The sequence below is a fragment of the Micromonospora sp. WMMC273 genome (assembly GCF_027460285.1).
GTDB classification, from domain to species: domain Bacteria; phylum Actinomycetota; class Actinomycetes; order Mycobacteriales; family Micromonosporaceae; genus Micromonospora; species Micromonospora aurantiaca.
In genome coordinates, this window is sequence record NZ_JAPZBE010000001.1 from 2,255,180 (window position 1) to 2,278,014 (window position 22,835).

General features: G+C 76.6%; 10 protein-coding genes (1 of these 10 cut by a window edge). All 10 read left to right on the top strand.

Going from position 1 to position 22,835, the window contains the following annotated elements; translation table 11 throughout:
* Tightly spaced (each overlapping or abutting the next), the 10 genes in view from O7611_RS10550 to O7611_RS10595 form a layout consistent with a single transcriptional unit that may run on beyond the window.
* Nucleotides 1-1,005 (top strand): class I SAM-dependent methyltransferase, encoded by a 1,005-nt coding sequence (locus tag O7611_RS10550; RefSeq protein ID WP_194799959.1) that lies wholly within the window; start codon nt 1-3, stop codon nt 1,003-1,005.
* The gene (locus O7611_RS10555) at nt 1,002-3,674 is read left to right on the top strand and encodes an amino acid adenylation domain-containing protein (protein WP_269696706.1); all 2,673 of its coding nucleotides are present in this window, start codon (nt 1,002-1,004) and stop codon (nt 3,672-3,674) included. The genes O7611_RS10550 and O7611_RS10555 overlap by 4 nt, the downstream gene beginning before the upstream one ends.
* A complete protein-coding gene (locus O7611_RS10560) occupies nt 3,655-4,806 on the top strand; it encodes a potassium transporter TrkA (RefSeq protein ID WP_269696707.1) in 1,152 nt (383 codons plus the stop codon). The genes O7611_RS10555 and O7611_RS10560 overlap by 20 nt, the downstream gene beginning before the upstream one ends.
* Nucleotides 4,803-6,158 (top strand): DUF6002 family protein, encoded by a 1,356-nt coding sequence (locus tag O7611_RS10565; protein WP_269696708.1) that lies wholly within the window; start codon nt 4,803-4,805, stop codon nt 6,156-6,158. Before O7611_RS10560 ends, O7611_RS10565 begins: the two co-directional genes overlap by 4 nt.
* Entirely contained in the window at nt 6,155-8,473 is a 2,319-nt protein-coding gene (locus O7611_RS10570) for a non-ribosomal peptide synthetase (RefSeq protein WP_269696709.1), read from the top strand. The genes O7611_RS10565 and O7611_RS10570 overlap by 4 nt, the downstream gene beginning before the upstream one ends.
* Nucleotides 8,470-10,122, top strand: a complete 1,653-nt coding sequence (locus O7611_RS10575; protein ID WP_269696710.1) for a beta-ketoacyl synthase N-terminal-like domain-containing protein — start codon at nt 8,470-8,472, stop codon at nt 10,120-10,122. The genes O7611_RS10570 and O7611_RS10575 overlap by 4 nt, the downstream gene beginning before the upstream one ends.
* On the top strand, nt 10,119-13,631 hold the full coding sequence (locus tag O7611_RS10580) for an amino acid adenylation domain-containing protein (RefSeq protein WP_269696711.1): 3,513 nt from the start codon (nt 10,119-10,121) through the stop codon (nt 13,629-13,631). Before O7611_RS10575 ends, O7611_RS10580 begins: the two co-directional genes overlap by 4 nt.
* Nucleotides 13,628-15,943 carry a lantibiotic dehydratase gene (locus tag O7611_RS10585; RefSeq protein ID WP_269696712.1) on the top strand — a complete coding sequence of 772 codons (2,316 nt, stop codon included), beginning with the start codon at nt 13,628-13,630 and terminating at the stop codon, nt 15,941-15,943. The genes O7611_RS10580 and O7611_RS10585 overlap by 4 nt, the downstream gene beginning before the upstream one ends.
* Nucleotides 15,940-20,289 carry a type I polyketide synthase gene (locus O7611_RS10590; RefSeq protein WP_269696713.1) on the top strand — a complete coding sequence of 1,450 codons (4,350 nt, stop codon included), beginning with the start codon at nt 15,940-15,942 and terminating at the stop codon, nt 20,287-20,289. The genes O7611_RS10585 and O7611_RS10590 overlap by 4 nt, the downstream gene beginning before the upstream one ends.
* Nucleotides 20,286-22,835, top strand: the 5' portion of a protein-coding gene (locus O7611_RS10595) for a non-ribosomal peptide synthetase/MFS transporter (protein ID WP_269696714.1). It continues 2,757 nt past the right edge of the window; 2,550 of the gene's 5,307 nt are visible here — the first part of the coding sequence; it begins with the start codon at nt 20,286-20,288; its stop codon lies beyond the right edge, outside the window. The genes O7611_RS10590 and O7611_RS10595 overlap by 4 nt, the downstream gene beginning before the upstream one ends.

Here is a 22,835-nt window from a genome sequence, read left to right on the forward strand (position 1 = left end):
ATGAGCCGGCCGTACCTTCCGTCCCTGGTCCTGCGCGATTACCTGCACACCGTGGCGACCCTCCACCCGCAACTGCGCGAACTGCTCGACTTCGGCCGCCCCGGCGCGGACGCAGCACTCGCGGAACTGGCCGGCACGGTCAGCGAGTTCGACACCGACTCCACCGGCCGGGGCGATTCCTACCGCCGGGCCCAGCGGGACACGCTCGTCCGCTGGACCGGCATGCGGCGGCTGCTGGACCTCGCCACCCCGGACGCCGCCGCCCCGGTCACGCTCATTCTCGACGTGCTCGGCGGCGACGGCACTGTGGCCCGCGCCGCGAGCAGCCAGTCCGCCTGCTTCGAGTCCAAACTGGCGTTCATCACCGGCGACCTGTCCGGCCACATGGTCGACAAGGCGCTCGCCCACGGCCTGCCTGCCGTCCGTCAGGCCGCGCACTTCCTGTTCCTGCGTGACGCCGGTATGGACGCGGTGCTGCTGGCGTACGGCACGCACCACATCCCGGCGGCCCGGCGGCCGCAGGCGGTGGCCGAGGCGGCCCGGGTGGTCCGGCCCGGCGGCCGGATCGTGCTGCACGACTTCGACGAGTCCAGCCCGATGGCCGGGTTCTTCGGCGAGGTGGTGCACCCGCACGCCGCCGGCGGCCACGACTACCGGCACTTCAGCCGCGCCGAGCTGACCGGACTGTTCACCGCGGCCGGGCTGCCGGTACGCGTCGTCGACCTGTACGACCCGCTGATCGTGCGCGCCGACAGCGCCGAGTCCGCCTCCGCGGGCATGCGCGACTACGTCGGCGACATGTACGGCGTGCGCGACTACTTCGCCACGCTCACCGATGACGAGGTGTGGGGGCTGCTGACCCGCCACTTCGACCACACCGGCTACCTGGCCGGGATCGGTCGCGACGACGTGCCGGCCCGTCCGCTGGTCTACCGGGCCGACGGGCAGTTCGTCGCCGAGGTGCCCCGGATGGCGATCGTCGCGGTCGCGACGAGGACGCGGTGAGCGCCGTGACCGGCCCGCGCGACCTGGCCGGCCCGCGCAATCTGACCGGCCCGCGCTACCTGATCGACCTGGTGCACCGGCCCGCCGGTGCCGACGACGACCGGCCCGCGATCGTCGGCCCGGACGGCGAGCTGAGCTACACCGCGCTGTGGGAGCGGGTCGGCGCGACGGCCGAGCTGCTGCGCCGCGCCCGCGTGCGGCCGGGTGACCTGGTGGGCCTGTACCTGCACCGGTCCGCCGACTATGTGACGTCGCTGCTGGCGACGCTCGCGGTGGGCGCGGTGGCGGTGCCGATCGACCCCGAGCTGCCGTCGGGCCGGGCCGAGCAGATGCTCGCCGCCGCCGCGCCCCGGCTCGTCCTGTACGCCGACCGGCCGCCTGCCGTCGCCGCGCCCGCGCCCACCGGGTGGCGGGACGTGCGTACCGCGCGGGCCGGGTCGCCGGCCGACCTGACCGATCGCACCGGCTGGCTGCCGCCGGGCGAGCATGCCGCGCTGGTGCTGTTCACCTCCGGCTCCACCGGCCGGCCCAAGGGTGTCGTGCTGCACCACGCCGGGCTGGTCAACCGGCTGGCCTGGGGTCACGACTGGTTCGGCTTCACCGCCGACGACCGGGTGCTGCACAAGGCGTCGATCGGGTTCGACGCGTCGGTGCACGAGATCCTCTCTCCGCTGATCGCGGGCGGCGCCGTTGTCGTCGCCGGGCCGGGCCTGCAGTTCGACAGCCTCGGGCTGGTCCGGCTGATCCAGCGGGAGGCGGTCACCACCGCGCACTTCGTACCGACCATGCTGCGGCACGTGCTCGACGAGCCGGAGCTCGCCGGCTGCGGCACGCTGCGGCGGGTGCTGTGCGGCGGCGAGGCGCTGGACATGCGGCTGGTCCGGCGGCTGCGCGAGGTGCTGCCGTGCGGGCTGTTCAACGGGTACGGCCCGAGCGAGACCTCGATCAACGTGTCCTACTGGGACTGCGCCGAGGCGTACGCGGGAAGCATCGCCCCGATCGGCCGGATCATCGACGGCGTCACCGCCCACGTGCTCGACGACGACCTGCGCCCGGTGCCCGAGGGCGGGACCGGCGAGCTGTGGATCGGCGGGGTCGCGGTCGGGCTGGGCTACCTGCGCGACGACGAGCGGACGGCGGAGCGTTTCCGCCCCGACCCGGCGCGGCCGGGCGCGCGGCTCTACCGCACCGGTGACCTGGTGCGGATCGCGCCGCAGGGCTTCCTGGAGTTCCGCGGCCGGGCCGACGACCAGGTCAAGATCCGCGGGGTCCGGGTGGAGCCGGGCGAGGTGGCCGCCGTGCTGCGCGAGCATCCCGCCGTGCACGACGCGGTGGTGGTGACCGTCCCGGACACCGACGACGGTCCGCGCCTGGTCGGGTACGTGGTGCCGCAGCCCCGGCAGGCCCCGGCCGTCGGCGGGCTGCCGCGGTTCCCGCTTCCGAACGGCATGGCGGTCACCGCGGCGTCGCCGGACGAGGCGGTCTTCCTCTACCGGCAGATCTTCGACCAGGCCGAGTATGCCCGTTTCGGCGTGCGCGTCGGCGACGGTGCCGTGGTCCTCGACGTCGGCGCCAACATCGGGCTGTTCTCGCTCTGGGCGTCCCGGCAGGCGCGCGACGTGCGGCTGATCGCGGTCGAACCGAACCCGGACACGCTGCCGTACCTGCGCGCCAACCTCGGCCTCTACGCCGGCTCCGCGTCGGTCGTCGAGGCCGCCGTGACCGACGCGGCCGGCACCGCCGAGCTGACCTCGTTCCCCGAGCTGAGCTACCTGTCCGGCCTCGGCGCCGACCGGGCCGGCGCCGCCTCCGACCTGGTCCGGTCGCACTACCGCCACGGCGGCGGCGACGCCGACGAGACCGAACAGGCGGCGCTCCTGGCCGACGCCCGGCGCCGCCTGGCCTCGGTGGCGCACGTGGTGCCGACGGTGACGCTGTCGGACCTGCTGGACCGCTTCGAGCTGGACCGCGTCGACCTGTTGAAGATCAACACCGAGGGTGCCGAGCTGAGCGTGCTGCGCGGGCTGCGCCCCGAGCACTGGCCCCGCATCCGCCAGGTCTGCCTGGAGGTCGAGCGCAGCAGCGTGACCACCCCGCAGGTGCGCGAGCTGCTGTGCGCGGCCGGGTTCGAGGTGCACGACATCGGCGACTGGAACGTCGGCGCGGACGCCGACGTCAGCTACGTCTACGCCGTACGGCCGCAGGAACCACCACCGGCGGCGACGCCGCGGGACGAGCCCGCCGACCACCTGCTGACCACCGGGCTGCTCCAGGGCTACCTGGCCTCGGCGCTGCCGTCCGCGATGCGCCCGGACCAGATCGTCCTGGTCGACCGGCTGCCCCGCCTGCCCAACGGCAAGGTCGCGCGGCTGGAGCTGCCACCGCCACCGCCCCGGCCCGCCGGGGTCGCGGCGGAGCCGGCCGGTGGCGCCCTCACCGACCGGCTGCGCGAGGCGTGGCGGGCCACGCTCGGCGTCGACGCGGTGCACGACGACGACACGTTCGTCGCGCTCGGCGGGCACTCGCTGACCGCGCTGCGGATGGCGCTGCGGGTACGGGAGATGGCCGGGCTGGAGGTGTCCCCGGCGAGCTGCCTGCGCGCCGGATCGTTCGCCGACTGGGTCGACCGGGTCACGGAGGCGGGGCGCGATGTCAGCCCGGTCCGCTGACGCGCGGCACGTCGTCGTGGTGGGCGCCGGCCGGCTGGCCCGCTCGCTGTGCCACACCCTGGCCGCGACGCCCACCCCGGTGCCGCTGCGCGTGACGGTCCTGGCCCGCGACCCGGACGCGGCGCACGCGCTCGCCCGGGCCGCGCGGGTGCGCGCCACAGTCGCCGGAACCCCCGTCGCCGTCACCGCCCGGCCGTTCACCGCCGAACCCGGCGCCGACCCGGGGGAGGGGTACGCCGCCGACGCCGCCTCGATGGCCCGGCTCCGGCCCGACGTGCTGGTCTGCGCCGCGTCCGCGCAGTCGCCGTACGAGCGGGCGGCGGCGCCGTCGGCCTGGACGGACCTGATCGCCGCGGCCGGCTTCGGGGTGACGCTGGCGCTGCAGGCCGAACTGGTGTCCCGGCTGGCCGCCGCGCTGGCCGGCGGCGCGCCCGGCGCGACGCTCGTCAACGGCGCGTTCCCGGACGCGGTCAACCCGCTGCTCGCCGCGCGGGACCTGCCGGTGCGCTGCGGCATCGGCAACGTGGCGACGCTCGCCGCGTGCCTGGACGCCGCGCTCGGCCGTCCCGGCCAGCGCCGGCTGGCGGTGCTCGGCCACCACGCCCACCTCGCCGCGCCCGGCCCCGACGACGAGGACACCGCCGAGGTACGCGCCTGGCTGGACGGCCGGCCCGTCCCGGACGTCACCGGGCTGCTCGCCGGCTACCGCGCGCTGCCCCGGCCGGAGCTGAACGCGCTCGCCGGGCACGCCGGGGCGGCCCTGGTGGCGGCGCTCGCCACCGGCGACGAGGTGACGGCGAGCCTGCCCGGGCCGCTGGGACTGCCGGGCGGCTACCCGGTCCGGCTCACCGCCGGCCGGACCGAGCTGCGGCTGCCGGCCGAGCTGCCGGTGGCGCAGGCGGTCGCCTGGAACACCGCCGCCGGGCGCCGCGACGGCGTCGAGGTCGGTGGCGGCCACGTCCGCTACCCGGAGCGGGCCCGGGCGGCGCTGGCGGCGTACCGGCCCGACCTGGCCGGCGGCTGGCACGCGGGCGAGCTGCCCGAGATCGCCTGCCGCTTCACCGCCCTGCGTGACCATCTGCGAACGGTGCCGCCGGCGCCGGCCCGGAGTGTGTTGGAGGAAGCCCGATGACCGTGACCACCCCGGCCACCCGCAACATGATCACCGACTACTACGACGTCGTCGCGTCGGCGGTGCGCCGGTGCGGCGCGGTCCCCGGCGACGCGCCCGGCACGCCCGGCTTCGCGCCCGGCTTCGACCTGCCCGAGCTGACCCCCGCGGTACGCGAGTTCTACGCCGCCGCCACGGTCAGCTGGTCCCCGCTGGGTCACTACGGCGGGCACGACCTGACGATGCTCGACCTGACCGCCAACCCGGGCACCCGGACCACGAAGACGTTCGCCTCGATGGTGATCGTCGCCCGCGCGGTGGAGCACATCCGGCGTACCGGTGAGCGGCTGTGCATCGTCACCCCGACCTCCGGCAACAAGGGCGTGGCGCTGCGCGACTCGGTGGCCCGCGCGTACGCGGCCGGGCTGGTGACCCCGGAGCAGCTGTCCATCGTGGTGCTGGCGCCGGCGGCGACCCGGCACAAGTTCCGCCACGACGCGCTCGCCGACGATCCCGCGACCCGCGCGGTCAACCCGCTGCTGCGGTACACCGGCGCGGACCCGGAGGGCGTGAAGGCGCTCGGCCGCGCGTTCGTCGACGAGTACGCCGCCACCGCGTACGACAAGCACGGCGTCACCCTCTGGTACACCCTCGACCTGCGCAACTACCTGGTCGCCGACGCCGCCCGGGCCGCCTTCGAGGCCGACGTGTCGCCGGCCACCGGCTCGCGCTGGCACGCGCACGCCGTGTCCAGCGCGTTCGGCCTGCTCGGCTACAACCTGGGCCGCGACGTACTGGAGGCGGCCGGCGACGCCGACCCGGCCGACCGGCCCGGTTTCCTGCTCGTGCAGCACCTCGGCACGCCGGACATGGTGCTCAGCCTGCGCCACGGTTCGTTCGAGCGGGACCACTGCCCGGCGTACACGTTCGACGAGAGCCGGGGCGTCTGGACGCAGGACGCCGACCTGCGCTTCCCGGCCGTCACCGACGACCCGGCCGAGGTGCTCGACCCGACGTTCTACACGCACCGCCCGGTGACCTCCCCGGCCATGAACGCACTCATCGAACGGCACGGCGGCGACGGCATCGTGGTGTCGCGGCGCGAGTGCGTCCGGCGCTACCCGGTCGCCCGGCAGTGGCTCGCCGACGCCGGTCTGACCCTGCCCGAGGATCCGGCCCGGCTGCGGGAGTGGTCGATCCTGATGGCGCTGACCGGCGTCTGCAACGCCGTCGACCGGGGCCTGGTCCCGGCCGGGCACGAGATCGTGGTGCACGGCACCGGCAGCTACTGCGACGACTTCCGGATCGCCGAGGCGGACGCCGAGGTGTCCACGCTCGCCGACGTGGTCGCCGCCGCCCTGGACCAGCGGTGAGCCCGTCTCCGCAGCCGCTCGGCCTGCCGCCGCGGTTCGCCGCCCGGGCGCGCGCCGCGGGCGCCGACCCGGCCGCCGTCGTCCTCACCGCCACGGCTCTGGTGGTACGCCGGTACACCGGATCCCCCGTGGTGACGCTGCGGCACGGCGGCGACCCGGTGACGCTCGACCTGACCGCCGACGCGCCGATCCGGGAGTTGTGCCGCTCGGTGCGCCCGGCGTCGCCGGACCACCCGGTCGACGCCACTGTCGAGGTGCGCCCCGGCCTGGCCGGCGTCACCGTGTCCGGGCTGCCCGCCGCGTACGCCGACGACCTCCGCGCCGACCTGGCCGACGTCCTGTCCACGCTGGACCCGGACGCCTCGTCGGCGGGGGTGCTGCCGTCGGCCCGCTACGAGCGGCGTCCGGCGCCGGACCTGTGGCGGCTGCACGGCGGCGACGGCACCGAGGCCGGCCGGGTATGCGGCGACACCATCCCGGCCGCGTTCGCCGCGGCGGTGCGGGCGTACCCGGAGCGGGCGGCGGTGCTCGCCGACGACGCGACGGTGACCTACCGGGAACTGGGCGCGGCAGTGGCCGCGACCGCCGAAGCGCTGGCCGGGCCGGGTGACGTCGCGGCGCCGGTGGCGGTGCTGTGCCGCCACGGCGTCGCCACGATCACCGGCATCCTGGCGGCGCTGGCGTCGGGGTCGCCGTACGTGCCGCTGGACCCGGCGTACCCGGCGGCCCGGCTGGCCGCGATGCTGCGCGACGCAGGCGTCCGGGCGATCGTCGCGGACCCCGGCCACGAAGAGCGGGCCGCCGCGCTCGCGGCCGACGCGGGGCTGGAGCTGCCGGTGGTGTCGTTGCGCCGGGGCGAGGCCGGCGTGCCGGTGCCGGCCGGGCCCGCGCGCCCGGACGACCCGGCGTACGTGCTCTACACCTCCGGGTCCACCGGGAAGCCGAAGGGCGTGGTGCAGAGCCACCGCAACGTGCTGTTCGGTGTCCGCAACCACGTGCGCAACTTCGCCGTCCGGCCGGACGACCGCACGAGCGTGCTCACCTCGTTCGGCTACGACATGGCGGTCACCGACACGTTCAGCGCGCTGCTGTCCGGCGCCGCCGCCGTCCCGGTCGACGTCCGCACGCACGGCCTCGGCCATCTCACCGGCGCGCTCGCCGACCGGGGCGTCACCGTCTACCACTCCACCCCCACCGTCTTCCGGTACGTGGTGGCGAGCCTCGGCGAGCACGGGCGGCTGCCGTCGGTCCGCGCCGTCGTCCTCGGCGGCGAGGAGGTCACCCGGCACGACGTGACGCTGGCCCGGCGGGCGTTCGCGCCGGGCGTGGTGTTCGTCAACGGGTACGGCACCACCGAGATCAGCTTCGCCGCGCAGCACCACCTGCCGCCGGACGCCGACCCGGGGCGGGCAGTCGTGCCGATCGGGCACCCGCTGCCGGGCGTCGAGGTGGTGCTGACCGACCCGGCCGGACGCCCCGCCTGCCTCACCGGCGAGGTGGTCGTGCGGACCCCGCACGTCGCGCTCGGATATCTGGGCCTGCCGGAGCTGACCGCGGCCCGGTTCACCGAGTACGACGGGGTGCGCGCGTACCGGACCGGGGACATCGCGCGGCGGCTGCCCGACGGCACGCTCGTCTACCTGGGCCGCGGCGACCGGATGGTGAAGATCCGCGGCTACCGGGTGGAGCTGGGCGAGATCGATGCGTGCCTGGCGGCGCAGCCCGGCGTGGCCCACGCGGCGGTGGTGGCGCGGCGAGGCGCGTCCGGCGCTGGCGAGCAGGAGATCGTCGCGTACGTGGTCGCCGCCGCCGGGACTGTCGTCGAGCCGTCGGCGCTGCGGGAACGGCTGGCCGCCGTGCTGCCGGACTTCATGGTGCCCCGGGCGGTGGTGGCGGTGCCGGAGCTGCCGATCGGGCCGACCGGCAAGCTCGACCAGGCCGCCCTGCCCGACCCGGACGCCGGAGGACCGGTCACCTCCGGGCCGCCGGCCGGGCCGGTCGAGCAGGCCATCGCGGCGGGCTGGTGCGCGGTGCTCGGACTGCCCACAGTGGATCGTCTGGTGAACTTCTTCGATGCGGGCGGGCACTCGCTCCAGCTCGCCCTGGTGCAGGGGTACCTGGAGGAACACCTCGGCCGCCGGGTGCCGCTGGCCCGGCTGGTGGAGTTCCCGACCGTGGCGGCGCTGGCCGCGTACCTGGAGACGTCAGGGGACGCTGCGGGCATACCGGAGGACGGCCGGCTGGCCGCGGTCGGACGCCGGATGGCCCGTCGCGCCGCCGCGCGGGCCGCGGGCGGTGGGGAGGGACGGGCGTGAGCGCGGACGAGCGGATCGCGGTGGTGGGCCTGTCCTGCCGGGTCCCCGGCGCGGACGACGCGCAGGCGCTGTGGCGCAACCTGCTGTCCGGGGTGGACTCGGTGCGCCGGACCCCGGCCGGCGAGGGCGTGCCGGGCGGACCGGACTGGGTACCGGCGTTCGGCCGGCTCGACGACCTGGAGGGTTTCGACGCGGACCTGTTCGGCTATCCCGCCGAGGCGGCGGCGCTGCTCGACCCGCAGCACCGGCTGTTCCTGGAGGTCGCCTGGCACGCCCTGGAGGACGCCGGGATCGACCCGGACCGCGACCCGGCCCAGATCGGCGTGTTCGCCGGATGCGCGCCCAACCGCTACCTGCACCACCACCTGCTCGGCAACCCCGCGCTGGCACCGGCGGCGGGCACGCTCGCCGAGGACTGGGACGATGCGCTGACCGGTTCCGGCTGCGACTACCTGCCGACGCGGACCGCGTTCGCGCTGGGGCTGTCCGGCCCGGCCGTGGCGGTCCAGACCGCCTGCTCGACAGCGCTCGTCGCGGTGTGCCAGGCCGGGCAGAGCCTGCTGGACTACCGCTGCGACGTGGCGATAGCGGGCGGCGCGGCGGTGGTGTCCACCCGGCAGGCCGGGTACCGGCTGCGGCCGGGCGGGCTGCTGGCCACCGACGGGATCTGCCGCCCGTACGACGCCGCCGCCACCGGGCAGGTGTTCGGCAACGGCGCCGGGGCGGTGGTGCTCAAGCGGCTCGCCGACGCCCGCGCCGACGGCGACCACGTGTACGCCGTGCTCGCCGGGTGGGCGGTGAACAACGACGGCGCCGACCGGCCCGGCTTCACCGTGCCGGGCGTGTCCGGGCAGGCGGCGGTGCTGGCGGAGGCGCTGGCGTCGGTGGGCTGGGACGCGGCCGACGTGGGTTACCTGGAGGGGCACGGCACCGGCACGCCGGTCGGCGACGCGATCGAGGTGGACGCGCTGGCCCGGGTACGCCGGGGCGCCCGCGCGCCGCTGCTGCTCGGCTCGGTGAAGGGCAACCTCGGCAACCTGGACGCGGCGGCAGGCGTGCTCTCGCTGATCAAGGCCGTGTACGCGGTCCGCACCGGGCAGGTGCCGGGTACCGCGCACTTCACCGCCGCGCACGGCGACATCGACCTGGCCGCAGCGGGTGCCGAAGTCGGCGCGGAGACCCGGCCGTGGACGGGGGAGCGACGCGCGGGCGTCAGCTCGTTCGGCCTCGGCGGCACCAACGCGCACGTACTCGTCGAGCCCGCGCCCGCGACGGACGAGCCGGACGCCGGGGCACCCGGCCCGGTGGTGCTGGGACTGTCCGCGGGCAGCCCGGCGGCGCTGCGGGAACTGGCCCGGCGGCTGGCCGTCCGGCTTGCCGACGGCGACCTGGCGGTGGCCGACGTGGCGCACACGCTCGCGGTGGGACGGCGGCGGCTGGCGTACCGGGACGCTGTCGCCTGCGCCGACGCGGGGGAGGCGGTGCGCCGGCTGACCGCGCTCGCGGCCGGCGACCCGGCCTCCGACGACGACGCCGCAGTTCGCGCCTGGCGCGCCGGTGACGAGCCGGCCGTCCCGCCGGGCCGGCGGGTGCCGCTGCCCGGCTACCCGTTCCGGCGGACCCGGCACTGGATCGAGGCACCGCGATGACCGTCCGCGACGATCAGCGCGACCAGCGGGTCGGTCCCGAGCTGCCCTACCCGCAGGTGTGCCTGCCCGACCTGGTCGCGGCGCACGCCCGGCGGCGTCCCGGCGCCCCGGCCGTGGTGCAGGGCGACCTGACACTCAGCTACTCCGTCCTGGTCGGCCGGGCCGCCGCGCTCGCCGCGTCGCTGCGTGCCCACGGCATCGGCGCGGACGACCTCGTCGGCGTCTGCGTGGACCGCCGCCCGGACCTGGTGGTCGCGCTGCTCGGCGTGCAGACGGCCGGCGCCGGGTACGTCCCGCTCGACCCGGCGCTGCCGGCCGGACGGCTGCGGGAACTGGCCGCCGAGGCCCGCCTGCGTGTCGTCGTGGGTACGCCCGCCGCCGAGGCGTTCACCGGACGCACCGTGCTGGACGTCCCCACCGGCACCGCGCCCTGGCAGCCGACCCCGGCGACGCTCGGCACCACCGCGTACGCGATGTTCACGTCCGGGTCGACCGGGCAGCCCAAGGGCGCGGTGATCGAGCACCGGGCGCTGACCGAGAAGATCACCTCGATCGCGGAGTTCTCCGGGTTCGACACGGCGACCCGGTGCCTGGCGTTCGCCTCGATCGGGTTCGACGCGTCGGTGGCCGACATGCTCGCCCCGCTCGCCGCCGGCGGCACAGTCGTGCTCGCCGGTGACGCCGAGCGGGCCGACCCGACCCGGCTCTACCGGATCTGCGCCGAGCACGCGGTCGACGTGGTGGTGCTGCCGCCGCCGATCCTGCCGCTGCTGGACCCGGACCGGCTCCCCGGCGTGCGGCTGGTCGTCACCGGCGGCGAGGCCACCGGCCCGGAACAGGTCGGCCGCTGGACCGCCGGCGGGCGCCGCTTCATCAGCGTGTACGGCCCGACCGAGGCGACGGTGCTGGTGACCTGGTTCGAGGGCAGCGGCGACTGGACCCGGCCCATCCCGATCGGCCGGCCCGCCGCCAACCACCGCATCCACCTGGTCGACGACGAGCTGCGCGAGGTCGGCCCGGGGGAGATCGGCGAGGTGCTCGCCGGTGGTCCCGGGCTCGGCCGCGGATACCTGTTCGACGCCGCCCGCACGGCGGAACGGTTCCTCCCGGACCCGTTCTCCGGCAAGCCGGGGGAGCGCCTCTACCGCACCGGTGACCTGGCCCGGTGGCTGCCGGACGGGAGCCTGGAGTTCCTCGGCCGGGCCGACCGGCAGGTCAAGATCCGCGGGCAGCGGATCGAGCTGGGCGAGGTCGAGGCGGTGCTGCGCCGCCACCCGGACGTCGACCTGGCCAGCGTCCAGGTCCGCGCCGGCGCCGGCGGTCAGGAACTCGTCGCGTACGTGGCGACCGGCCTGGCCCCCGCCGAGCTGCGCGACTACTGCGCCCGGCTGCTGCCGCCCGCCGCCGTACCGGCCCGGATGCTCACCATGCCCGCGTTGCCGATCACCATCAACGGCAAGATCGACACCGAGCGGCTGGCCGCGCTCGACCTGGCCGGACCGGCTCACGTGCCGTCCGGCGAGCCGCCCGCCACCGACACCGAACGCCTCGTCGCGCAGGCGTGGGCGGCGCTGCTGGACGTCCCGGCGGTCGGCCGCGACGACGACTTCTTCCACCAGGGCGGGCACTCCATCACCGCCATGCGGCTGGTCGCCGATCTGCGCGAGCGGCTGGGCCGCGACCTCGCCATCGAGGACGTGCTGGTGGGGCGGACGCCACGCGGCATCGCCGCCCGCGCCGTCGCCGCCGCCGGAACCGGCCCGGCCGACGCCGCCGTCCGGGGACGGCCACCGGCGCTGTCCCCGGCGCAGCAGCGGCTGTGGTTCCTCGACCGCTACTTCCCGGCCGCCGCGTCCGCGTACAACGTCGCGTTCGCCGAACGGATCACCGGCCCGCTCGACGTGGCGGCGCTCGCCACGGCGCTCACCGCGGTCGCGGACCGCCAGCAGATCCTGCGCTGGCGCATCCCGGAGCGCGACGGCGTGCCGTACGCGGTCGCCGACCCGTCCACACCGGTGCCGCTGCCGGTACGCGACCTCGCCCCGGGCACCGATCTCGCCGGCCATCTCGCGGCGAGCGCCGCCACACCGTTCGCGCTGGCCACCGACACGCTGTGGCGGGCCGAACTGATCCGCGCCGGCGCCGACGAGCACGTGCTGGCCGTGTACGCCCACCACGCCGTGTTCGACGGCTGGTCGCAGTCGCTGTTCTACGCCGACCTCGCCGCCGCGTACCGGGCCGCGCTCGGGGACGGGCCGCCACTGCCGCCGCTGCCCGCCACCTACGGCGACTACGTGGCCTGGCGCGCCGACCGTGCCCGGCGCCGCGCCGCCGCCGACCTCGACTGGTGGCTGGAGCACCTGACCGGGGCGCCTGTGGTGCTGCGACTCCCCGGGGGACGGGACCGGCCGGCCGAACAGACGTACACCAGCGCGACGGTGCGTACCCGGCTGGACCGGGCCGCCACTGCCGCGCTCACCGACCTCGCCGCCGGGCTCGGCGCGACCCCCGCCGCCGCCGTACTCGCCGCGTTCACGCTGGTGCTGGGCCGGCGTACCGGCCTGCCCGACCTGGTGGTCGGCACCCCCACTGTGGACCGGCGGGCCGCCGACTTCGAACCGATGGTCGGCTTCTTCATCGAGATCGCGCCGCTGCGGCTGCGCCGGACGCCCGGGGCCGGCTTCGCCGCGCACGTCCGCGCCGCCTGGGAGGAACTGCTCGCCGCGCTCGCCCACCCGGAGGCACCTGTCGAGCGCATCGTCGGCGGTCTCGGACTGGGCGGCCTGCTCGACCGCAGCCCGCTGGTGCAGGTGCTGTTCAACATGTACACGTTCGACGAGCCCCGGCTGGACCTGGCCGGACTGTCCGCCGAGCCGGTGCCGGTGCCCGCGCCCGGCTCACCGTTCGACCTCACGCTCTACGGCATCACCCGGGACGGGCGGCTGCGCGTGGAGATCGTCTTCAACCCGGACGTCTACGGTGAGGCCCTGATCAGCGACGTGCTCGCCGACGTCGAGCGGTTGCTGCGGGCCGGCGCCGCCGACCCGGAGCGGCCGGTGGCCGAGCTGCCCGCCTGGACCGCCGTCCCGGCCGGGACGGCCGGCGACGTGCCCCGGGCCGCCCGCGTCACCCGGGCCGCGGGTCGCGCCGGGGTGCCCGCCGCCCGCCCGGCAACCGCCACCGAGCGGCGGATCGCCTCGGTCTGGTGCGACGTGCTCGGCGTACCGGAGGTGGCCGCCACGGACAGCTTCTTCGACGTCGGCGGCGGCTCGCTCGCGGTCGCCGTCGTACAACGGCAGCTCAACCGGCTGCTCGGCACGAACCTGCGGGTCGTGGACCTGTTCCACCACCCGACCGTCCGCGCGCTCGCCGCGCACCTGGACAGCCTCGGTGCCCCGTCGTCCGGCGAGGACGCCGAGGACGAGGCGGTGGCACGGGCCGCGCGCCGGGGCGCGCTGCGCCGCCAGCGGGTCCAGCGCCGCCCGGTGGTGGAGGAGGAGCCGCGGTGACGTACCTGGTCCCCCTCGGCGACACCGGCTGGTCGGTGTGGCGGGACGTGCTGCTGCGCAGCGCCGGGTTCCCCGCCGACGGACTGGACCGCCTCGCCGCGCCGGACTGCGCCGACGCCGCCGACCGGCACCTGTCCGGTGAGCTGGACGAGGCGTCGTTCAGCGCCGCGTACGCCACCGCCGTCCGGGCGTCGTCGGCGGCGCTGTGCGGGATCGCCGCCGACCCGCTGTTCCGCGAGGCCGTGGCCTGGCAGAACCCGGAGGCGATGGTGGCGCTGGACGGGCTGCTCCGCGACGGCCCGGACGCACCCCGCAACGTGCGCCGCCGGGGCCGGGAGAACGTCGTCGCCGGGTACTGGCAGCGCTACGTCGCCAAGTGCGAGACCATCGGCTTCTTCGGGCCGGTGTGCTGGGGCACCGTGGCACCGGGCGCGCCCGGCGTCACCGCCGTGCCCGGCCCCGGGCTGCTCCGCCGCCGCGCCGTCCACCTCGAACACTGGGCGCTCGCCGCGTACGCGGACCGGCTGGCCGCCGACCCGCAGGTCCGGCAGTGGCTCGCCCCGGTCCGGGCGCCGCACGTCCACCTGGCGGACCGGGTCGTGCACCGGCCGGCCCAGCGCCCGGAACCGGTGTCGCTGAGCGAGTCGATCGCGCTGTGCCGGTGCGACGGCACCCGCCCGGCCCGGGACGTCGTCGACGACCTGGTACGCGACGGGCAGACCGGCGTACGCCGCGCCGAGGAGGGGTTCCTGCTGCTGACCCAGCTCGTCGAGCGAGGGCTGCTGCGCTGGGACTTCGACCTGCCGCAGGGCTTCGCCGCGCAGGAGCACCTGCGGGAGCGGATCGCCGCGATCGGTGACCGGGACTGCCGCGCGCGGGCGCTGGCCGGGCTGGACCGGCTGGCCGCCGCCCGCACCCGGGTCGCCGACGCCGCCGGTGACCCGGCCGCCCTCACCGCCGCGCTGGCCGCGCTGGACGCCGAGTTCACCGCGCTCACCGGGCTGCCGCCGCGCCGCCGGGCCGGGCAGAACTACGCCGGGCGGGCGCTGTGCCACGAGGAGACCGCACGCGACGTGGACCTCACCGTCGGCGGCGGCCTGCTCGACTCCCTCGCCCCGGCGCTGGACCTGCCGCTGCGGGCGGCACGCTGGCTCACCGCCGAACTGGCCACGGCGTACGGCGACGCGCTGCGCGACCTGTACGACGACCTGAGCGGCGACGGCCCGGTCCGGCTCGGTGACCTGTGGTTCGTCGCGCAGGGGCCGCTGTTCGGGCCCGGTGACCGGCCGGTGGACCGGGTCGCGGCCGAGTTCGCCGCCCGCTGGGAACGGGTGCTCGGGCTGGCCGGACTGCCCGAGGGAACGGCCCGGGTGGAGTTCGGCGCGGCCGAGCTGGCGCACCGCGTGGCCGACCGGTTCCCGGCGGCCCGTCCCGGCTGGAGCGCGGGCCGGGTGCACAGCCCCGACCTGCAACTGTTCGCCGAGTCACCCGAGGCGCTGGCCGCCGGCGAGTTCGGGGCGGTGCTCGGCGAGCTGCACGCCGCGTACGCCACGTTCAACGCCGAGCTGTTCACGCACTGCCACCCCGACGTGGACCGGCTGCGGCGCGCGTACGCCGCCGACCTGGGCCCGCGACGGCTGCGCCCGCTCTACCCGGTGGACTTCCCCCGCGTCGGCGGGCGGCTGTCCGCGTCCCTGCCCGGGCCGGACGATTACCGGCTCGCGTTCGCCGACGCGCCCGGCGCGCCGCACGACCGGCTCGTCCCGGCGAACGCGGCGATCGTGTCCGAGGTGGACGGCATGCTGGTGGCGACCGGCCCGGACGGCTCGCGCTGGCCGTTGGTCGAGGTGTTCTCCGACCTGATCGCGGTGCACGCTGGTGACGCGTTCAAGCTGATGACCGACCGCCCGCACAGCCCCCGGGTGACAGTGGACCGGCTGGTGCTGGCGCGGGAGACGTGGCGCACCACCGTCGGGGCCACCGGCCTGGCCGACGCCGTCGACCAGGCGCGGCGCTACCTCGCGGTACGCCGCTGGCGGGCCGCGCTGGGCCTGCCGGAACGGGTCTTCGTCCGGGTGGCCACCGAACTCAAGCCCACCTACGTGGACCTGACCAGCCCGCTCTACGCCAACCGGCTCTGCCTGCTGCTGCGCGCCGCCCGGCGGGCCGGCGGCGACGACGTGGCGGTGACCGTGTCGGAGCTGCTGCCCGCGCTCGGGCAGGCGTGGCTGCCCGACCGTGCGGGCCGCCGCTACGTGAGCGAACTGCGCCTGCACATCAGCGATTCGGCCGAGCCGGAGGTCATGGCGTGAACGAGACAGTGGAGCCGATCGCGATCGTCGGGCTCAGCCTGCGCGTGCCGGGGGCGGCGTCGGCGGAGGAGTTCTGGCGCAACCTGGTCGTCGGCGCCGAGTCGCTCACCCGGTTCACCCGCGCGGAGCTGCTGGCCCGGGGCGTCCCGGCGGAGCAGCTCGACGACCCGGCGTACGTGCCGGTGGCCGCCGTTCTCGACGGCGTGGACCGGTTCGACGCGGAGCTGTTCGGGCTGAGCCCCCGCGACGCGGAGCTGACCGACCCGCAGCAGCGGCTGTTCCTGGAACACGCGCACGCCGCGCTCACCGACGCGGGCTGCGACCCGGCCCGCTACGACGGCGAGATCGGCGTGTACGCGGGCGGCAACGCCGACCTGTACCAGTGGCTCAACGTCCGGCGGAACCCGCGGGCGCTCGCGGACGCCGGTGAGCTGCGCGTGTCGCTCGGCAACAAGCCGGACTACCTGGCCAGCACCGTCGCGTTCCGGCTCGGCCTGCGCGGCCCGGCGATGACGGTGCAGACCGCCTGCTCGTCGTCGCTCGTCGCGGTGCACCTGGCCGCAGAGGCGCTGCGCAGCGGCGAGTGCGACACGGCGCTCGCCGGCGGCGTGTGCGTGGAACTGCCGCACGGCGTCGGGTACGTCGCCGACGAGGGCTACACCTCCGCCGACGGGCACTGCCGCCCGTTCGACGCGGACGCCGACGGCACCGTCTACGGCAGCGGCGTCGGCGTGGTCGTGCTCAAGCGGCTCTCCGACGCGCTCGCCGACGGCGACGACATCCGGGCGCTGGTCATCGGCAACGCGGTGAACAACGACGGCTCGGCCAAGGCGAGCTTCACCGCGCCGAGCGTCACCGGTCAGGTGGAGGTGGTCACGCAGGCGCTCGCGGTGGCCGGCGTCGCCCCGCGTTCGGTCGGGTACGTCGAGGCGCACGGCACCGGCACCGTCCTCGGCGACTCGATCGAGCTGGCGGCGCTGAGCACGGCGTACGGGCGGCGCACCGCCGAGCGCGGCTGGTGCGGGGTCGGCTCCACGAAGGCCAACATCGGTCACCTCAGCGCGGCCGGCGGCGTGATCGGCCTGATCAAGACCGTGCTGTCGATGCGGCACCGGCTCATCCCGCCCACCGTCAACCACGACCGGCCGCACCCGGACATCGACATCGAGGCGAGCCCGTTCTACGTGGTGTCCACGCTGACCAAGTGGGAGCCCGAGGACCAGCGGCCGCTGCGGGCCGGCGTCAGCTCGCTCGGCCTCGGCGGCACCAACGCGCACCTGGTGCTCCAGGAGGCGCCGCCGCGCGTACCCCCGGAGCCGGATCACGGCGGCGGCGAGCTGCTCCAGGTGTCCGCCGCGACGCCCGACGCGCTGGCCGCTGCTTGTGCCCGGCTGGCCGAGCGGCTCACCGGCGCGCCCGATGTGGGGCTGCGCGACGTGGCGTACACGTTGCGGGAGGGCCGGCCGGCGTACCGGCACCGGGCCGCCGTCGTCGCTGTCGACCGGGCCCGGGCGGCGGCGGCGCTCACCGACCCGAAGCGCCGGGCCGCCGGGGACGCCGCGACGCCGCCCCGGGTGGGCCTGCTCCTGCCCGGGCAGGGCGCGCAGCACCCCGGCATGGGCGCGCACCTGGCCGCTACCGAGCCGGTGTTCGCCGCCGCCGTGGACGAGTGCGCCGCGATCCTCGGCTGGGACGCGGGCGAGATGATCTTCGACGCCGGACCGGGCGCGGACGAGCGGCTGGCCGGACCGGCGGTGGCGCAGCCCGCGCTGTTCGCCGTCGAGTACGCGCTCGCGGCGCTGTGGCGGCACTGGGGCGTCACGCCCGCCGCGATGATCGGCCACTCCGTCGGCGAACTGGTCGCCGCCACGGTGGCCGGGGTGTTCGACCTGCCGGACGCGCTGCGGCTCGCCGCCGCCCGGGGCCGCCTCGTGCAGGCCGCGCCGGAGGGCCGGATGCTCGCCGTGCAGCGCGGCGCCGACGAGATCGCGCCGCTGCTGCCCGACGGTGTCGCGGTGGCGATCAGCAACGGCCCGCACACCTGCGTGGTGGGCGGCGCGCCGGAACCGGTCGCCGCCGCCGAGGTCCTCCTGCGCGAACGCGGCATCGGCTGCACGCCGCTGCGGTCGCCGTACGCGATGCACGTGCCGCTGCTGACGGCGGTGCGCGACGAGTTCGCGGCGCTCGTGGCGGCGGTGCCGCGCCGGGCGCCGGACGTGCCGGTGTTCTCGGCCGCGACCGCCGCGCCGTTCACCGACGAGCAGATCACCGACCCGGCGTACTGGGCCGACCAGCTCTGCCGGCCGGTGCGGTTCGGCGCCACGGTGGCCGCGCTCGCCGCGACCGGCGCCGCCGACGACTGGCTGCTGCTGGAGTGCGGCCCCGGCCGGCAGCTCGCCGGTCTGGCCCGGCTGAGCCTGCCGGCGGGAGCCCGGGCGCCGCTGCGCACGCTGCCCGCGCCGGGGGAGCGGCTGACCGGCAGGCAGACCGCGTACGAGGCGGCGGGCCGGCTGTGGACGGCCGGGGTGCCGGTGCGACTGCCCGCCTCCGGCACGCCGCGCCGGGTGCCGCTGCCCGGCTACCCGTACCAGCGCGCCCGGCACTGGATCGACCCGGAGCCGGCGGCCGCGCCCGCCGGACCGGCCACCGACGAGCGGTACGACGACGGCGTGGTCGAGGTGCCGGTCTGGCACCAACTGCCCGACACGACACCCGTCGAGGCGCCCGGCCCGCTGCTGCTGTTCGCCGCCGGGGAGCGCGGCACAGCGCTCGCGGACCGGCTGCGCGAGCGCGGCGCGGACGTCACTGTGGTCCGCCCCGGAACGGCCTTCGCGGTCCGCCCGGACGGCTACCGGCTGCGCCCGGCCGGCGTCGCCGACCACCAGCGCCTGCTCGACGAGTGCGCCGACGACGGCCGGGCCGCCCGGATCGTGCACGCGTGGGCGCTCGACGGCGACCCGGCCGGCCCGGACGCCGACGCCGTGGCGGCGGCCCAGGAACACGGGTACCTCGCGCTGCTGACGCTGCTGGAGGCGTTGCCGGCCGCCGACGTGACGCTGGACGTGGTGACCGCCGGGACGGCCGACGTGACCGGCGCCGACCTGCTGCGCCCGGAACACGCCACAGTCGCCGGGGTGGTGCGTTCGGTGCCGCTCGAGCGTCCGGGCCTGCGCTGCCACTGGGTCGACGCCGACCCGGCCGAGCCGGGTGCGGACGCGCTGGCGGACGAACTGCTCGGCGCCGAGCGGGCCGAGGCGGTCGCACTGCGGCTGGGCGGGCGCCGCTGGACGCGCGGGTTCTCGGCGGCGCCGGCTCGCCGGCGTGCCGGGCCGGCACTGCGCGACGGCGGGCGCTACCTGATCACCGGCGGACTGGGCCGGATCGGCGGGGCGTTCGCCGCCGAACTGGCCCGCCGGGGCGCCCGGCTGGTGCTGGTCGGCCGGACCGCCCGGCCGGACCTGGTCGAGGCGCTGGAACGGGCCGGGGCGCAGGTCCGCCACGTGCGCGCCGACGTGACGGACGTGGACGCGCTGCGGGCGGTACGCGCCGACATCGAGGACGACCTCGGCGGACTCGACGGCATCGTGCACGCCGCGCGGCTGCCCGACACCGGGCTGTCCGCCGGGTCGCGGCTTGCCGAGGCGACCGCCGAACTGCTGCCGAAGGTCACCGGCACGCTGGCGCTGCGCGCGGTCTTCGGCGATCTGCCGCTCGACTTCGTGCTGCTCAGCTCCTCGGTCACAGCGCTCGCCGGTGGCCTGGGCCGCGCCGACGACACGGCCGCCAACGCGTTCCTCGACGCGTACGCGCGCAACCCGCACGGCTGGCGGGCGCCGGTGCTGTCGGTGGCCTGGGGCGCGTGGCGGGAGGAGGGCGTACCCGACCACGACGGGCTGGCCCCGGACGCGGCGGTACGCGCGGCGTGCCGGGCCCTCGCCGAGGGGCGGACCGGCTCGGTGGCGGTCGGCGCCTACACGGTGGAGGCGGTCGCCGGGCACGAGCGGCGGCTCGCCGCGACCACGGCGGCCACCGCCTCGACGGTGACCGCCACCGACGGCGACCTCACCGCCACCGTCGCCCGGATCTGGCGCGACGTGCTGGGCGTGGCCGAGGTCGGCCCGCACGACGACTTCTTCCGGCTCGGCGGCACCTCGCTCGTGGCCGCGCAACTGGTGCTGCGGATCCGGCAGGCGGTGGGCGCCCGGCTGTCCATGCGGGTGCTGTTCGACGCGCCCACCGTCGCGGCGATGGCCGCCCGGATCGAGTCGCTGCGCGCCGCCCCGTCCGCCTCCGCACCGGCCGAGGCGCCCATCCCGCGCCTGCGCCGACCGGGACGGCCGGGATGACCGAGTCCCGCCACGACGTCACGCCGGTGGACGACGTCTACACCGTTCCCGCGTCGTACGCCCAGGAGCGGGTCTGGTTCACCGCCCAGCTCAGCCCCGGGCAGCCGCTGTTCACCATGACCGACGCGGTCACCCTGCCGGCGGGCGCCGGGCCGGAGCAGGCGCTCGCCGCGCTGCGGGCGGTCACCGACCGGCACGAGGCCCTGCGTACCACGCTGCGCCTGCACGACGGACGGCTCTACCAGGACATCCACCAAGCGGTCCCGGTGGAGCTGCCGGTCACCGACCTGTCCGCGCTGCCCGGGCCGGAGCGGGACGCCGCCCGCGCCCGGATCGTCGCCGAGCACGCCCGGCTCGACCTGCCGATGGACGCGGCCCCGCTGTGGCGGGCCCGGCTGCTGCGGCTCGACCAGGACACCTGGTGGCTGCTGTTCGCCGGGCACCACGTCGTCCTCGACGGCACCTCCCTGCTCCACCTGCGCGCCGAGCTGACCGAGCTGTGCGCCGCCGCCGTCGCGGGCCGCGCGCCGGACCTGCCCGAGCTGCCGATCCAGTACGCCGACTACGCGGCCTGGGAACGCGACCGCCTCGACGGCCCCCGGTGGGACGAGCTGCGCGAGTACTGGCGGGAGGCGCTGACCGGCCTGCCGGCAGTGCACGCGCTGACCACCGACCGGCCGCGCCCGGCGACGCTCACGTTCGACGGCGCCGACGTCCGCCGCACGCTGCCCGGCGACGTGACGGCGGCGCTGCCCGAGCTGTCCCAGCAGGCCGCCGCGACCCCGTTCATGGTGCAGCTCGCCGCCTACGTGGCGCTGCTGCACCGGCTGTCCGGGAGCGACGACGTGGTGGTCGGCATGCCGGTGGCCGGCCGGGACCGGGCCGAGCTGGAACCGCTGCTCGGCATGTTCATGAACATGCTGGTGCTGCGCGTCGACGTGTCGGGTGACCCGCCGTTCCTGACGCTGGTCCGCCGGGTCCGCCGGGTCGTGCTCGACGCCTGGGACCACCAGGACATGCCGTTCCAGAAGCTCGTCGAGGAGCTGGCGGTACGACGCGACCCGGGCGTGCCGCCGCTGTACCAGCTCACGTTCCACCACCTGCCCACCGGCCGGGGCGAGGCGTTCGGCGGCGCAATGGACGACCTCTCGCTGGAGATCGCCGGGAACGAACTGCGGCTGGAGTACCGCACCGCGCTGTTCGAGCGCGCCGCGATGGAGGCGTTCGCGGACCGCTACCTGCTGCTGTTCGCCGCCGCGGTGACGGCGCCCCGGACCCGGGTGAGCGCGCTGCCGGTCATGCCGGACGCCGAGCACGCGGCGGTCGTGACCGGCTGGAACGCCACCGCCGCGCCGGTTCGCCGGACCACGCTGGCGGAGCTGTTCGACGTCCAGGCCCGTCGTACGCCCGACGCTGTCGCGCTGGTCGACGGCGACACCCGGATGACGTACGCCGAGCTGTCCGACGCCGCCGAGCAGGTGGCGTCGCGCCTGGTCGCGCACGGCGTGGGACCGGAGTCGGTGGTCGCGATCCACGAGCCCCGCTCCCGCCGCCTGATCGCCGGGCTGCTCGGCATCCACCGGGCCGGCGCGGCGTACCTGCCGCTGGACCCGGACCACCCGCCGCAGCGGCTGGCCTTCATGCTCGCCGACGCCGGCGCCGGGGTGCTGCTGGCCGACGAGGTGCCGGACGGGCTCACCGTGCCGAGCACCGTGCTGCCGCTGACCGCGCCGGATGCGCCGAGCACCGCCGGGGGCACCGCCGCCGGGCCGGGGAACGCAGCGTACGTGATCTACACCTCGGGCTCCACCGGGCGGCCGAAGGGCGTGGTCAACGAGCACGCCGCGATCGTCAACCGGCTGGACTGGATGCAGGACGCCTTCGCGCTCGGCCCGGACGACGTGGTGCTGCACAAGACGCCGATCGGATTCGACGTGTCGGTGTGGGAGGTGTTCTGGCCGCTGCTCGTGGGCGCGCGGCTGGTGCTCGCCGCGCCGGGCGGGCACCGCGACCCGGCGTACCTGCGGGAGCTGATCGAACGGGAGCGGATCACCACCGTCCACTTCGTGCCGTCGATGCTCGACGCGTTCCTGTCCACCGCCGACCCGGCCGACCCGGCCCGCTGCGGGTCGCTACGGCGGATCGTGTGCAGCGGCGAGGAACTGCCCGCGGACCTGGCCCGCCGCGCCGTGGCCGCGATCCCGTCGGCGGCGCTGCACAACCTGTACGGACCCACCGAAGCGGCGATCGACGTCACCGCCTGGGCGGCCACGCCCGACGCACTGGCCGGCGTGACCCGGGTGCCGATCGGCGCGCCGATCCGCAACGTCCGCACGTACGTGCTCGACGAGGCGATGCGCCCGGTCCCGGCCGGCGTGGCCGGGCAGCTGCACCTCGGCGGCGTGCAGGTGGCCCGCGGTTACCTGAACCGCCCCGGACTCACCGCCGCCTCGTTCGTCCCCGACCCGTTCGGCGAACCCGGCGGCCGGCTGTACGCCACCGGCGACCTGGCCCGCTGGCGTGCCGACGGGACGCTGGAGTTCCTC